Annotated in this window: 15 protein-coding genes; 10 read left to right on the top strand and 5 right to left on the bottom strand. The window is 68.6% G+C overall.

Annotated features, from left to right (window positions below; genetic code table 11):
- Positions 1-138: 138 nt before the first annotated feature.
- The 3 genes from P7A99_RS03315 to P7A99_RS03305 all read right to left on the bottom strand — a co-directional run bounded on the left by P7A99_RS03315 (position 139) and on the right by P7A99_RS03305 (position 2106).
- The gene (locus P7A99_RS03315) at positions 139-564 is read right to left on the bottom strand and encodes a hypothetical protein (RefSeq protein ID WP_277792511.1); all 426 of its coding nucleotides are present in this window, start codon (positions 562-564) and stop codon (positions 139-141) included.
- A complete protein-coding gene (locus P7A99_RS03310) occupies positions 561-1424 on the bottom strand; it encodes an aldose 1-epimerase (RefSeq protein WP_277792510.1) in 864 nt (287 codons plus the stop codon). The genes P7A99_RS03315 and P7A99_RS03310 overlap by 4 nt, the downstream gene beginning before the upstream one ends.
- A gap of 82 nt (positions 1425-1506) precedes the next feature.
- Entirely contained in the window at positions 1507-2106 is a 600-nt protein-coding gene (locus P7A99_RS03305) for a YitT family protein (protein WP_277792543.1), read from the bottom strand.
- 259 nt (positions 2107-2365) lie between these two features.
- Here P7A99_RS03305 and infC point away from each other — a divergent pair, with 259 nt between their 5' ends.
- The 3 genes from infC (at position 2366) to P7A99_RS03290 (ending at position 5690) form a co-directional block, all read left to right on the top strand.
- Positions 2366-2887, top strand: coding sequence for a translation initiation factor IF-3 (infC, locus tag P7A99_RS03300; protein ID WP_277792509.1), 522 nt, complete (start codon positions 2366-2368; stop codon positions 2885-2887).
- A 78-nt stretch (positions 2888-2965) separates the two neighbouring features.
- The gene (locus P7A99_RS03295) at positions 2966-3694 is read left to right on the top strand and encodes a 2OG-Fe(II) oxygenase (RefSeq protein ID WP_277792508.1); all 729 of its coding nucleotides are present in this window, start codon (positions 2966-2968) and stop codon (positions 3692-3694) included.
- Between the two features lie 67 nt (positions 3695-3761).
- Positions 3762-5690 (top strand): alpha/beta hydrolase family protein, encoded by a 1929-nt coding sequence (locus tag P7A99_RS03290; RefSeq protein ID WP_277792507.1) that lies wholly within the window; start codon positions 3762-3764, stop codon positions 5688-5690.
- A 5-nt stretch (positions 5691-5695) separates the two neighbouring features.
- On the opposite strand, the gene P7A99_RS03285 is transcribed toward P7A99_RS03290, so the two are convergent.
- Both P7A99_RS03285 and P7A99_RS03280 read right to left on the bottom strand, forming a co-directional pair.
- Positions 5696-6682 carry a GlxA family transcriptional regulator gene (locus tag P7A99_RS03285; RefSeq protein ID WP_277792506.1) on the bottom strand — a complete coding sequence of 329 codons (987 nt, stop codon included), beginning with the start codon at positions 6680-6682 and terminating at the stop codon, positions 5696-5698.
- Positions 6679-7224: a cysteine hydrolase family protein gene (locus P7A99_RS03280; RefSeq protein WP_277792505.1), complete on the bottom strand. Its 546-nt coding sequence runs from the start codon at positions 7222-7224 to the stop codon at positions 6679-6681. Before P7A99_RS03280 ends, P7A99_RS03285 begins: the two co-directional genes overlap by 4 nt.
- 342 nt (positions 7225-7566) lie before the next feature.
- On the opposite strand from P7A99_RS03280, the gene P7A99_RS03275 reads away from it, so the two are divergent.
- The 7 genes from P7A99_RS03275 to P7A99_RS03245 all read left to right on the top strand — a co-directional run bounded on the left by P7A99_RS03275 (position 7567) and on the right by P7A99_RS03245 (position 14267).
- On the top strand, positions 7567-8787 hold the full coding sequence (locus tag P7A99_RS03275) for an MFS transporter (protein ID WP_277792504.1): 1221 nt from the start codon (positions 7567-7569) through the stop codon (positions 8785-8787).
- Between the two features lie 159 nt (positions 8788-8946).
- Positions 8947-9147, top strand: a complete 201-nt coding sequence (rpmI, locus tag P7A99_RS03270; RefSeq protein WP_018061454.1) for a 50S ribosomal protein L35 — start codon at positions 8947-8949, stop codon at positions 9145-9147.
- A gap of 15 nt (positions 9148-9162) precedes the next feature.
- Entirely contained in the window at positions 9163-9519 is a 357-nt protein-coding gene (gene rplT, locus P7A99_RS03265) for a 50S ribosomal protein L20 (protein ID WP_101718180.1), read from the top strand.
- 168 nt (positions 9520-9687) lie between these two features.
- Positions 9688-10239 (top strand): hypothetical protein, encoded by a 552-nt coding sequence (locus P7A99_RS03260; protein ID WP_277792503.1) that lies wholly within the window; start codon positions 9688-9690, stop codon positions 10237-10239.
- A 60-nt stretch (positions 10240-10299) separates the two neighbouring features.
- Positions 10300-11373 carry a phenylalanine--tRNA ligase subunit alpha gene (gene pheS / locus P7A99_RS03255; protein WP_277792502.1) on the top strand — a complete coding sequence of 358 codons (1074 nt, stop codon included), beginning with the start codon at positions 10300-10302 and terminating at the stop codon, positions 11371-11373.
- Between the two features lie 94 nt (positions 11374-11467).
- A complete protein-coding gene (pheT, locus tag P7A99_RS03250; RefSeq protein ID WP_277792501.1) occupies positions 11468-13906 on the top strand; it encodes a phenylalanine--tRNA ligase subunit beta in 2439 nt (812 codons plus the stop codon).
- Positions 13907-13994: 88 nt separating this feature from the next.
- Positions 13995-14267 carry a GNAT family N-acetyltransferase gene (locus tag P7A99_RS03245; RefSeq protein WP_277792500.1) on the top strand — a complete coding sequence of 91 codons (273 nt, stop codon included), beginning with the start codon at positions 13995-13997 and terminating at the stop codon, positions 14265-14267.
- Positions 14268-14279: the final 12 nt, after the last annotated feature.

Raw genomic sequence — 14279 nt, 5'->3', positions numbered from 1 at the left:
CTCTCCCTGAAGGGGGAGGTGTCGGCGAAGCCGACGGAGGGGGATGTAACTCCCCGCCTCAGGGGCGTTTCGGGCCTCGGAAGGGACTTCCCCCTCCGGCCCTTCGGGCCACCTCCCCCTTCGGGGGGAGGATTTGGATTACGCCCCCACCGCCCGTTTCACCTGCACGCTCAGGGCGTCGGTGATCAGGGGCTTGTGGGCCACGCCCGCCCACAGGGCGTCGGTGACGGTCAGGTCGATCGGTCCCTCGGCCAGCAGCACGGCCGGCGTGCGCACGCCCCTGCCCCGCAGCGACGCCAGGGCCAGCAGGTCGATGTCCAGCACCAGGCAATCGGCGGCGATCAGTTCGGCCAGCGGCGCGTCGGCGACCTCGGCGAAGGCGCGCGGCCAGTAGCCCTCGGTCTCCAGGGCGAAGGCCAGGGCCTGGCGCAGGGCCTCGTCGGCTTCGACGATGATCACCAGCGGTCGGGCGGGCGAAGGAGCGCACATGGCGCCATTCAACGCCGCATCGGTCCAGCGCGCCTTGACCTGGCGCAAATCGAGAAGATCGGCGAGGGCGATCATGCGATCGTCAGCGTCATCCAGACCGACGCCTTTCCGCCCGGGGCCAGGGCGGCCATGCCGGTCTCCCCCTCGTCGAACCCGGCGCCGAACGGATCGGGGCGGCTGGAGGTGGGCTCGACGCAGACGAAGTCGGCGCCCGGCGGCGAGTAGACGTGGGCCCAGCGGCAGTTGTCGGAGGCCTCGATGATCGTCGAGGCGCCTTCCGGGGCCGACAGCACGGCCTTGCCGCCGAAACCCGTCCAGCAGTTGTCGATCAGGCTGTCGGTGGCGGTCGGGGCGCCCAGGGTCCAGTCGCGCATCCAGGCCCCCTGGTGATGGACGGTCGGCAGCACGTCGGCGTCGACCATCCAGACCCCGTCGACGTCCATCTTCAGCGCCTCACCCGGACGGGCGGCGAAATAGGGATGCAGGCCAAGGCCGGCCGGCATGGTCTCGGCGCCGGTGTTGGTCACCGACAGCTCGATGCGCAGGCCCTCGTCCGACAGCACCAGGATCTGCTCGGCGCGGTAAGCCCACGGCCAGTCGGACGGGGCGTGGTCGTAGGTCAGGACGGCACGGGTGTCGGACAGGCCGGTGACCGTCCAGGCCGCGCGCCAGCCCTGGCCGTGCAGCGGATGCGGATGACCGCCGAGGTTCGGCGCCAGCACGACGTCGCGCCCCTGGAACGAGAAGCGGCCGTTCGGGATGCGGTTGCAGAACGGGACCAGCGGAAAGCAGCCGACGTTCAGCGCGTCGGTCGCGCCTTCCGGCGTCGGACGCAGCACATCGCGGCCGTCGAACACGAAACGGCCGATCGAACCGCCCACCTCGGGCAGCAGTTCGACGCGGGCGCGGGCGGTCGCCAGGACGGGGCGGGTCATGCAAAACTCCTGGTAGCGCTAACGCACGCTACGTCGCGCGTCGTATGCCAGCTTGGCCCCATAGGGGCAATGAACATCACCGTTAATAGCCGGCGTAGCGGCCGGGCTTGTGATTGGCGATGATGACGATGCTCAGCGCCACGGCCGACAAAACCGACAGCAGCAGCTTGTCGAGGCTGACGACCATGAAGGCCGCGCCCACCACCAGCACGTCCGTGCCCATCTGCACCTTGCCGGCGCTGATCCCATGCTTTTCCTGCAACCACAGGCCCAGCACGCCGATCCCGCCGACCGAGGCGCGGTGGCGCGCCAGGGCGAGAATGCCCATGCCGATGATGGTGCCGCCGAACACCGCCGCGAAGATCGGGTCCACGCCCTTCAGCTTCAGCCAGTGCGGCAGGGCCAGGGTCAGGCCGGTCAGGGCGACGTTCACCGCCAGAGTCTTGAACATGAACATCCAGCCCAGCGCCCGCTGGGCGAAGACGTAGAACGGCAGGTTCAGGACGAAGAACACCACCCCTACCGGCCAGCCGCCGAGATAGGAGACGATCAGGGCGATCCCGGCGATCCCGCCGGTCACGAGGCCGGCGGTCTTCAGCAGGGTCAGGCCCACGGCGATGAAGCTCGTGCCGATCAGCAGCGCGTGGACGTCCTCGATGAGCGTGTGGCGCGTGGCGGGCATGGGCGAAAGGGTGGCGGCGGCGGCGTTCAAGGGCGTCGAATCGTCGTCTGGAGGAATGGGAAACGGCCGCCCGTCCCGCTCGCGTTTCCACCCCGTCGCCCCTTCCGCCGCCGATCCTCGGCTGCGTGGAACGCTCTTGTCGCGTCGGACGCTTGATAGCGTCCGTGTCTAGCGTCATATATCATCTGAACGCGACGCCCCATGGGCGCCGCGCGAAATCCTCTACAACAATTCCGGAGCCGCCCCTATTCGCCGTCCCATGCAAGCGCCGCCCGTCAAGGATGGACCGCGTATCAACGATGAAATCCGCGTCCCCCGCGTGCTGCTGATCGACCAGAACGGCGAGAAGCAAGGCGAGATGCCGACTTCCGCCGCCCTGGAAGCGGCCGAAGAGGCTGGCCTGGACCTGGTCGAGATCGTTCCGAACGCGAACCCGCCCGTCTGCAAGATCCTGGACTACGGCAAGTTCAAGTTCCAGGAGCAGAAGAAGAAGAACGAGGCCCGCAAGCGTCAGAAGGTGGTCGAGCTCAAGGAGATCAAGCTCCGCCCGAACATCGACAAGCACGACTATGACGTTAAGGCCAAGTCGATGCACCGCTTCTTCGAGGAAGGCGACAAGGTGAAGGTCACCCTACGCTTCCGCGGTCGCGAAATGGCCCACCCGGAACTCGGCATGAAGCTGCTGCAGCAGGTCAAGGCCGACTTCGACGAGGTCGCCAAGGTCGAGTATGAGCCTCGCATGGAAGGCCGCCAGATGATCATGATCCTGGCGCCCCGCTGAGCTTAGGCCCTATCTTCGAAGACGCCCCGGCCTCGCCGGGGCGTTTTTCGTTTCTGGTTTCCAGTCCTCGTCATCGCCATGCCTCAACAAGCCCCCCTGTCGCTCGACCCCGGCCTAACGCCCAAGGCCTGGCGCGACGCCTTCGCCGCCGGCGGCCGCCTGCACGTGCCGGGTTTCCTGACGGCCGACTCGGCCTCGCGCCTGCACGCGGCCCTGACCATCGACACGCCGTGGAGCGGGGTTGTGGGCGTCGACAAGAAGCTGTGGACCTTGCCGCTGGACGGCCCAGGGGTCCTGTCGCCTGCCGACGACGCCGCGCTGGACCGCCAGGTGGCCGAGGAGACCCGCGCCGGCTTCGGCTTTCGATTCGACAATTTCCGGGTCAGCGACGAGGTCGAGGCCGGCCGCCGCGAGGGACGCCTCCTGGAAGCGGCCTACGACCTGATCAACGGCGAGGCCTTCCTCGGCTTCGTGCGCGACCTGACGGGCGATGATCGCCCCGAATACTGCGACTGCCAGGCCACGCGTTACCGTCCCGGCCACTTCCTGACCGAGCACGACGACCACGCCGACGGCAAGAACCGGCTCTATGCCTATGTCCTGAACCTGACGCCGCAGTGGCGTAGCGACTGGGGGGGCCTGCTGCTGTTCCTCGACGGCGACGGCCATGTGGCCGAGGGCTACACCCCCAGCTTCAACGCCCTGAACATCTTCCGCGTCCCGCAGAAGCACGCCGTCAGCTACGTCACCCCGCACGCAGCGGTTCCGCGGCTGTCTCTGACCGGTTGGATCCGCACGCGAGGCTGACACCCCCTCTCGACCGGGCATTGTGGTCAAGCTACAGGTCGGTCGGGAACTTCGGGGGAGTATCGACGTGTTGCATAGGATAGGGGCGGCCATCGTCACGGTCGCGGTTCTGGGTTTCGGTGCGGTTCAGGCCGCGCCGGTCGAGGCCTATGGCCGCCTGCCGAACATCGAGGACGTGACCATTTCGCCCGACGGCTCGCTGCTGGCGGTGTCCACGAGCCTGGCGAACGAGGACCGGGTGATCTCGATCCACAAGGCCGACGACTCGAGCGTCATCAGCGTCCTGCGCATGGGCAAGGAAAAGTTGCGCTGGGTGCAGTGGGCCGGCACGCGCCACCTGCTGATCACCACCTCGACCACCGCCCTCGTGCGCGACCTTGCGGGTCCCAAGCGCGAGTACTGGATGACGACCAGCTACGACATCAACACCAAGAAGCAGTCGCTCCTGCTCGCCAACCAGCCCGGCGCGATGAACGTGGTCTACGGCCCAGCCATGATCCGCAAGGTCGGCGGCGACCTGACCGCCTTCGTCCAGGGCATCTATTTCGTCGAGAACTACGGCCGCGTGACGCTGTTCGCGGTCAATCTGGACAAGAACCGCACCAAGATGATCGAGGCCCGGTCGGAAGACACCGACGACTGGCTGGTGGACGCCGCCGGCATCCCGCTGGCCCAGTCGCAATACGACCAGTCCAAGGGCGTGTGGTCGCTGCGGATCAAGGGCGATCGCGGCTGGGCCCTGGCCGACCAGGCGACAAGCCCGATGGGCTCCTACGGCGTCTCGGGCCTGGGCCGCGACGGCAAGAGCGTGTTGGTGGCCATGCAGAACGCCGACGGTGACACCGTCTATCGCGAGTACGCGCAAGGCGGCGGCCACGCGGACCTGCCGATGGAGCGCCCGTTCGACGGCCTGATCCGCGATCCGGCCACCGGGGCCTTGATCGGCGGCGTGACGCTCGTGGGCGACGACCTGCGCTACCAGTTCTACGACGCCAAGAACGAGAACGCCTGGAAAGCCGTCCAGAAGGCCTTCCCGGGCGACCGCGTCTCGCTGGCGTCGTGGTCGGATGATCGGCGCAAGATCGTGGTCCTGGTGGATTCCGCCACCGAAGGCCCCGCCTACGCGCTCGTCGATCTCGACAAGAAGAGCGCCGACTGGCTGGGCGCATCCTATTCCAGCCTGACCCCTGCCGACATCGGCGAGGTGCGTCCGGTGAAGTACAAGGCCGCCGACGGCCTGGAGATCACCGGCTACCTCACCCTGCCCAAGGGCAAGTCGGCCAAGAACCTGCCGCTGATCGTGCTGCCCCACGGCGGTCCGGAAGGCCGCGACGCCCCCGGTTTCGACTGGTGGAGCCAGGGCCTGGCCTCGCGCGGCTACGCGGTTCTGCAGCCCAACTTCCGCGGCTCCGAGGGTTTCGGCCAGGACTTCGTCCAGGCCGGCTTCGGCGAGTGGGGCAAGAAGATGCAGACCGACCTGTCGGACGGCGTGCGCTATCTGGCCAAGGAAGGGCTGATCGATCCCAAGCGCGTCTGCGTGGTGGGCGCCAGCTACGGCGGCTACGCGGCCCTGGCCGGGGCGACGATCGACACCGGCGTCTATCGCTGCGCGGTGTCGGTGGCGGGCCCTTCCGACCTCAAGCGGATGCTGGTCGACAACCAGGAGCGCTACGCCACCAGCAAGAACGCCGCGATGCGCTACTGGCTGCGCTTCATGGGCGCAGACGGCGTGCGCGACCCGGACCTGGCGGCGATCTCGCCCGCCAAGCTGGCCGCCAAGGCCGACATCCCCGTGCTGCTGATCCACGGCAAGGACGACACCGTCGTGCCCTATGTGCAGAGCAAGCTGATGTCCGAAGCCCTGACCAAGGCCGGTAAGCCGGTGCAGTTCGTCACCCTCGACGGCGAAGACCACTGGCTGTCGCGCGGCGCCAGCCGTCAGCGCATGCTGACCGAGACCGTCGCCTTCGTCGAAAAGCACAATCCGCCGAACTGACGCGCTCAGCCCCGCGCCGCCCTGGGCGGCGTGGGGTGATGCCGCCGCCAGACCCTGCGCAACTGGCGGGTCGAGGCGAAGCCCGCCCGCTCGGCGACGCTTTCCATGTCCAGCCGCGTCGCCGACAGCATTTCACCGGCCAGGGCCAGGCGCAGGCGGTTGACGTAGTCGGTCAGGCTCATGCCGGCATGGGCGTTGAACAGCCGCGACAGATGCCGCGGGCTGGCCCCGGCCAGGTCGGCCAGCACCTCCAGGTTCCAGTCGCGGGTCGGATCGGCGGCGACGGCGTCCTGCACGCGGTGGACGGCCGGGTGGACGTGGTTGCGGCCCTCCAGCCACGGTGACAACTGCGGGTCCGACGGACCGCGCCGCAGATAGACTACCATCTGGCGGGCGATCGACACCGCCAGGGCCGGCCCGCGCAGCCGGGAGACCAGATGCAGCATCAAGTCGACGCCCGAGGTGACGCCGGCGCTGGTCAACCGCTCGCCGTCCTCGACGAACAGGCGATCCTCCAGCACCCGGGCGCTGGGCGCCAGGCGCTCCAGGTCGTCGATGCAGGCATGGTGGGTGGTGCAGGCCTTGCCGGCCAGCAGCCCCGCCCGCGCCGCCAGCAAGGCGCCCGAGCAGATGCAGGCCAGCGTCATGCCCGGCCGCACCACCCGGGCCAGCCAGGCGACGATGGCCTCCTCGTCGGCGGCGTCCGCCTCCGTCGGGCCAGGACCGCCCAGCACCTGGTCGACATTGCCCGACACCACGACCAGCGCGCCATCCGGCAGGGCGTCCGGCAGGGGCGAGAGCCCCGCGAGACCCAGGCCGATCGAGCTGTCGATCACCGGCCTGGCGGCGACATAGGTCACCTCGAAGCCCGGGGAACCGGGCTCCATCGCCGCCCGCCGCAGCACCTCCATGGGACCGGCCACGTCGAGCAGCAGGGTGCGCGGCGGCAGGACGACAAGGACGGGAATGACGGCGGGCGACGGGTCGGTCATGCGGCTTCGAGAGCCTCTTCGACGGTGGCGATGCGGGCGAAGCGCTCGTGCAGCACCAGTTCGGTGCGGGCCTTGATCTCGTCGACGGTGAAGACCCGGCCGTGACGGTCGGTCATGTCGAAGGTCAGGGTCGCCTCGGTGACGTAGTCGACGGCGAAACCCAGGTCCGAGGCGTGCCGCGTCGTCGTCTCGCAGCACTGCTCGGTGCGGATGCCGCTGACGATGATCCTGCCGATGCGGTTCTGGATCAGCCAGACCAGAAGGCCCGTGCCCACCAGGGCGCTGTGGCTGGGCTTGTGGAAGGTGACGTCGGGCGCCAGCGACAGGCCCTCCACCGTACGCACATGCCCCGAGGCCAGGCTGAAGATCCCCTCGGCCTCGACATGCAGGATCTGCACGACCGGCACGCCCTTGGCCCGCGCGCCGTCGATCAGCGCCTGCTGGCGCTCCAGATAGGCGCCGGCGATCGCCGGATCCCAAGAGGCGCGCTGGCGAAAGGAATCCTGGGCGTCGACGACGATCAGGGCGGTTGCAGCGGACATTCTCTGTAGCTCCGTGGCGATGAAGATGCCGCAGGCTAGGAGCTGCTTTCAAGGCAAGTAAGGAAGCGACCGGACGAAGACCGGACAGAAAACGACATTGAATCTTCCCTCCCCCTTGATGGGGGAGGGCCAGGGGTGGGGGTGGCTACGGCGTTGAACGCCGCACAGATCGCCGGCTCAGCAGTCACCCCATCCCCGCCCTTCCCCCATCGAGGGGGAAGGGAGAAGTCAGCGACAGGTCGCTAAGCCCCCCCCCCTCAATCCTCCGCACCCGGAAACTGAAATTTCAGGTCGCTTTTTCGGACCATCGGGCGTAGAGGAGCCGCCTCGAAGGTTCCCGTCATGTCCATGTCCGCTGCTCCGGCCGCACCGCCGGCGCCTGTCCACAGTTCCCGCGCGCTCTACGTCCTGCTGCTGGTGGTGTTCATCAACCTGGTGGGCTTCGGGCTTGTGATCCCGCTGCTGCCCTTCTACGCCAAGGCGCTGAACGCCAGCCCCTGGCAGGTGACGGCGCTGTTCTCGGCCTATTCGCTGGGCCAGTTCCTGGCCGAGCCGTTCTGGGGCCGGCTGTCCGATCGCATCGGCCGTCGGCCGGTGCTGATCGTCACCATCCTGGCCAACACCGCCGCGTACGTCGCCCTGGCCTTCGCACCGACCATCGCCGCGGCCTTCGTCATCCGTTTCCTCAGCGGCGCGGCCAGCGGCAACATCTCGACGATCCAGGGCTACATGGCCGACGTCACCCCGCCCGAGAAGCGGGCCGCGCGCATGGGCCTGCTGGGCAGCGCCTTCGGGGCCGGCTTCGTGGTCGGCCCGGCCCTGGGCGGCCTGCTGGCCCATCCGGACGCCGGCCGCCTGGGCTTCCAGCTGCCGCTGCTGGTGGCAGCGGGCCTGGCGGCGACCGCGGCCCTGGGCGTCTTCCTGTTCGTGGTCGAGAGCCGCGCGCCCCGCAAGGACGCCCCGCCCCCACCGCCCCGTCGCGAGGCCCTGAAGGCCGCCTTCGCCCATCCGGTGCTGTCGCGGGTGGTGATGGTCACCTTCGTCTCCACCGCCGCCTTCTCGGGCATGGAGGCGACCTTCGGCCTGTGGAGCCAGGCGCGGTTCGACTGGACGCCCCAGCAGGTGGGCCTGTGCTTCGCCGTCATCGGCGTGGTGGCCTCGCTGGGCCAGGGCGTTCTGACCGGGCGCCTGGCCCGCCGCTTCGGCGAGCCCAAGGTGCTGACCACGGGTCTGGCGATCATCTGCGTCTCGATGGCGGCGACGCCGTTCGTGCCCAGCGCCGCTTTCGTGCCGCTGTTCGTGGGCTTCACCGCCTTTGGCCAGTCGCTGGTGTTCCCCTGCATCGCCGCGCTGATCTCGCGCGCCACCCCGCCCGACCAGCAGGGCGCGATGCTGGGCCTCAACATGGCCAGCGGCTCGCTCGCCCGGATGAGCGGCCCGATGATCGCCGGTCCGCTGTTCGGCCTGGCCACCGGCGCGCCCTACTGGATGGGGTCGCTGCTGACGGTGCCGGCCGTGATTCTCGCCATCACCGTCGGCCGCCGCGCCAAGGCCGCGCCCTGAGCCACAGGGCTTTAGGACTTAAGAGTCCGCCAGGCCTTGCTTTTCTCCCGGGGCTCCAGTATTCACCCCGCCTTTCCGGAACCGCCTGGCCAATTTGGCATGCCATGGCGGTTCGTCTCGCTATCCAGAGGACGGGGCCGTTAAACGCTCCGACGCGAAATGCCTAAGTTGAAGACGAAGTCGGGCGCCAAAAAGCGCTTCAAGATCACCGCCACGGGCAAGCTGAAGGCCGGCGTCGCCGGCAAGCGCCACCGCCTGATCGGCCACAACGGCAAGTACATCCGCCAAAACCGCGGCACGAAGGTGATGAGCGAGGCTGACGCCAAGACCATCCGTTCGTACCTGCCCTACGGCCTGTAAGAGGAGCGCTGACACATGGCTCGCGTTAAACGTGGCGTCGTCGCTCACGCCAAGCACAAGAAGGTTCTGGAGCAGGCCAAGGGCTTCTACGGCCGCCGCAAGAACACCATCCGTACGGCCAAGGCCGCGGTCGACAAGGCCGGTCAGTACGCCTACCGCGACCGCAAGGTGCGCAAGCGCGCCTTCCGTTCGCTGTGGATCCAGCGCATCAACGCCGGCGCCCGCACCGAAGGCTTCACCTACTCGCAATTCATCCACGGCCTGGATGTCGCGGGTATCGTGATCGACCGTAAGGTCCTGGCGGACATCGCCGGCAACGACGCCGTTGCGTTCAAGGCCATCGCCGACAAGGTCCGCGCTGCCCTGGCCTAAGGACATCTGAGCCTCACCGCTCACCTATCCTTTGAAAAGCCCTTCGGCGCGAGCCGAAGGGCTTTTTGCTGCGCGCTCGACAGCCCAAGACTATCGGTAGGGTTTCGCCGATAGAGAACACCACCTAGACAGCTCCTGACGCCCGCCAGGCGGGCGATGGAGGGAACAATGAACATCCGCAAGACGATCGCCGCCATGGCGGTTCTCGCCCTGGCTTCGATCACGGTGACGACCGCCGCGGCCCAGACGCCCGCAGCGCCAAAGGCTCAGCCCGAGGCGCGCCCCTTCCCCAACCGCAACGGCCCCCTGTCGGGCATGGCGCTGTTCATCCCCGACGCCCAGGTGGTCGAGTTCCACAAGCCGCCGCACGAGTCGCCGCGCGTCTCGATCCTGCACGAGGTGAAGGTCGGCGAAGTCATCGCCCTGAAGGTGACCTTCATCGGACCTCAGTTGGACGCCGCCAAGGAAGCCGACGTCACATTCGACATCGATTTCGTCGGGCCCGACGGCAAGGCGCTGTCCGGTGGTTCGCTGAAGGGACTGAAGGTGATCAAGGGCCCTGTCTCGGCCCCCAACGCCGTTTTCGACAACACCAGCGTGGTGCCGAAAATCAGCTTCGACGCCAGCGACGCCAAGGGCCTCTACAAGGCCGTGGTCGTCCTGCACGACAACATCGCCAATCGCGACCTGTCGATGACGGCCGAGATCACGCTGCAATGAGCCAAAACCCCATCAACGCCAGTGACGAACGCGCTTCGTATCGCTAGACCGACACCCGTCATGACCGATCTCAACACCCTCGAAGCCGAGGTGCTGGCCCAGGTGGCCGCCGCCGGCGATCTCCAAGCGCTCGACGCCGTCCGCGTGGCGGCCGTCGGCAAGACCGGCTCGATCTCGGGCCTGCTCAAGACCCTGGGCGCGATGAGCCCCGACGAGCGCAAGGAACGCGGCGCGGCGATCAACGCCCTGCGCGACCGCGTGCAGGCGGCCATCACCGAGAAGAAGGCTTCGCTAGAAGCCGCCGAACTCGACGCGCGCCTGGCCCGCGAGACCCTCGACCTCACCCTGCCCGGCCCCTATCGCCGCAAGGGATCCGTCCACCCGACCATGCAGGTCATGGACGAGATGGTCTCGATCTTCGCCGACATGGGCTTCGCCGTCGCCGAAGGTCCGGACATCGAGGACGACTTCCACAACTTCACGGCCCTGAACTTCCCCGAGAAGCACCCGGCCCGCGAAATGCACGACACCTTCTTCTTCGAACCGAAGGAAACGGGTGAACGCATGCTGCTGCGCACGCACACCAGCCCCGTGCAGGTGCGCACCATGGTTTCGCAGAAGCCGCCGATCCGCATCATCGCGCCGGGCCGCACCTATCGCTGCGACAGCGACGCCACCCACACGCCGATGTTCCACCAGGTCGAGGGCCTGGTGATCGACAAGGGCATCCACATGGGCCACCTGAAGTGGACCCTGGAAACCTTCATCGCCCGGTTCTTCGAGACCGACGCGGTGACGACGCAGTTCCGGCCGCACCACTTCCCGTTCACCGAGCCGTCGGCCGAGATGGACGTGCAGTGCGACCGCTCGGGCGGTGAGATCAAGATCGGCCAGGGCTCGAGCTGGCTCGAGATCCTGGGCTGCGGCATGGTCCACCCGAACGTGCTGCGCGCCTGCGGCATCGATCCGGACGAGTACCAGGGCTTCGCCTTCGGCATGGGCGTCGATCGCCTGGGGATGCTGAAGTACGGCATGCCCGACCTGCGCGACATGTTCGCCTCGGACAGCCGCTGGCTCGCCCACTACGGCTTCTCGGGCTTCGCGGCGCCGAACTCGGCCAGCGGCCTGAGCTGACGAATCCTTCCGGAGCGACGGCGCAGTCGCCTCGCTCCGGGCACGCCTTTCCACCCAGCTCCTCCCTCGCGGCGGGGCCTGGAGATCCAGAACGATGAAATTCACCCTGTCCTGGCTCAAGGACCACCTAGACACCGAAGCGACCGCCGCCGAGGTGGTGGCCGCCATGACCATGGCCGGCCTCGAGGTCGAGCACGTCACCGACCCGGCCGCCAAGCTGGCCGCCTTCAGCGTCGCCAAGATCGTCGAGGCCGTTCAGCACCCGAACGCCGACCGCCTGCGCGTCTGCCAGGTCGACACCGTCGACGGCCGCAAGGAGATCGTCTGCGGCGCGCCCAACGCCCGCGTCGGCCTGACCACCATCTACGCCCCGATCGGCGCCTATGTGCCGGGTCTGGGCGTCACCCTGGTCGAAAAGCCGGTCCGCGGCGTCGTCTCCAACGGCATGCTGTGCTCGGGCTCGGAACTCGAAGCCGACGACGGTTCGGAAGGCATTCTTGAGCTGTCCGACGACCTCGCAGTCGGCACGGCCGCCGCCGTGGCGCTGGGCCTGGAAGCCGTCATCGACTTCGAAGTGACCCCCAACCGCCCCGACTGGCTGGGCGTCGCCGGCATCGCCCGCGACCTGGCCGCCGCGGGCCTGGGCAAGCTGAAGGACCTGTCGATCGCCCCGGTCCCGGGGACCTTCCCCTGCCCGATCACGGTCGCGGTGGATGGCGAAGCCTGCCCGGTGTTCTCGGGCCGCCTGATCAAGGGCGTCAAGAACGGCCCCTCGCCCAAGTGGCTGCAGGACCGCCTGAAGGCCATCGGCATCAACCCGAAGTCGGCCCTGGTCGACATCACCAACTACGTCTCCTACGACCGCGCCCGGCCGCTGCACGTCTATGACGCGGCCCTGCTGTCGGGGTCGAAGATCGTGTCGCGCTTCGGCCACCACGGCGTCCATGGCGACGAGCACCTGATCGCGCTGGACGGCAAGACCTACGAGCTGACCCCGGCCATGAGCGTCATCGCCGACGCCGATGGCGAGCGGCCGATCGGCATCGGCGGCGTCATGGGCGGCGAGAGCACCGGCTGCTCGGAAGCCACCGTCGACGTGTTCCTGGAAAGCGCCTGGTTCGAGCCGATCCGCATCGCCCAGACGGGCCGCGACACCGGCATCAACAGCGACGCCCAGTACCGCTTCGCCCGCACGGTCGACACCGGCTCGGTCGTTCCGGGCCTGGAGCTGGGCACGAAGCTGATCCTGGAACTGTGCGGCGGCGAGGCCTCGGACGTGTTCGTGGCCGGCGAGGCTCCGGCCGCGCCGGGTCCGATCCTGTTCGACCCGGCCTATGTGCAGGGTCTGTCGGGCCTGGACATCGCGCCCGAGAAGAGCCTGTCGATCCTGCAGGCCCTGGGCTTCAAGATCGAGCCGCCCAAGGACGTGCCGGTCGCCGAGTTCGCCACCCATGCCGAAAGCGTGGTCTGCGTGACCCCGCCGACCTTCCGTCGCGACGTGCACGGCAAGGCCGACCTAGTGGAGGAAGTGGCCCGCATCGCCGGCTTCGCCGCCCTGCCCTCGACGCCCCTGCCTGAAGTTCCGCGCGCCGTCGGCGGCGTGCTGACCGCCCGCCAGGCCCGCGCCCGCACCGCCCGTCGCGCCCTGGCCGCGGCCGGCTACGCCGAGGCCGTCACCTGGAGCTTCACCAGCCGCGCCACCGCCCAACTGTTCGGCGGCGGCGCCGCCGAGCTGGTGCTGGCCAATCCGATCGCCTCGGAACTGGACTGCATGCGCCCCTCGGTGCTGCCCAACCTGATCGAGGCGGCCGGCCGCAACGCCCGCCACGGCTTCGCCGACGTCGCCCTGTTCGAGGTCGGCCCGGTGTTCCTGAGCGACGGTCCCAAGGACCAGCGCACGGTCGTCGCCGGCATCCTGGCCCCGCGCCCGCCGCGCGCCTGGGACAAGCGCCCGGCCGAGGACGTGTTCGCGATCAAGGCCGACCTCCTCAACCTGCTGGAAGAGATCGGCGCGCCGGTGGCTTCGCTGCAGACCGCGCAAGGCTCGGCCTCGTCGTGGTGGCACCCCGGCCGCTCGGCCCGCCTGCAGCTGGGCCCCAAGGCCGTCGTCGCCGAGTTCGGCGAGCTGCACCCGGCGGTGCTGAAGGCGCTGGACGTGGCCGGCCCGGTCTACGGCTTCGAGATCGTCCTGGAGGCGATCCCCGAGCCGAAGAAGAAGGCCGTCAAGACCAAGGCGGCGTTCACGCCGTCGGCCCTGATGCCGCTGACCCGCGACTTCGCCTTCGTGGCCGACAAGGCCAAGGCGGCCGGCGACCTGGTGAAGGCCGCGGCCGGCGCCGACAAGGCCCTGATCGCCTCGGCCCGCGTCTTCGACGTCTACGAGGGCCCCGGCGTGCCGGAAGGCTCCAAGTCGGTGGCCATCGAGGTGCTGGTCCAGCCGCGCGAGGCCACCCTGACCGACGCCGAGATCGAGGCCCTGTCGGCCAAGGTCGTCGCCGCGGTCGAGAAGGCGGGCGGCAAGCTTCGCGCCTAGGCTTGAAGCTTCAATACTGAACGCCATGTGAGGGGCGAAGGTGATGCTGCGCTGCATCCACCTTCGCCCCTTTCGCGTTTCAGGCCCCATGAGCGACGACCTCTTCAGCCACAACCCCGCCAAGAGCCGCTACGAGCTGGAGGTCGACGGCCTGATCGCCTTCGCCGACTACCAGCGCAGCGGCCATCGTCTGGTCATCCCGCATGTGGAGGCCGATCCCGCCCTGCGCGGCACGGGCGCCGCCGGACGCCTGATGACCAAGGTCGCCGAGGTGGCCCGGGCCGAGGGCATGCGCATCACGCCGCTGTGCTCCTACGCCGCCGCCTGGCTCAAGCGGAACGATCCCGAGTTGATCGCCTGACGCTTCCGACAG

The organism is Caulobacter endophyticus (assembly GCF_029543245.1).
GTDB lineage: Bacteria > Pseudomonadota > Alphaproteobacteria > Caulobacterales > Caulobacteraceae > Caulobacter > Caulobacter endophyticus_A.
Note: the sequence above shows the minus strand (reverse complement) of the source record. Positions and strands in the feature narration are given on the sequence as shown.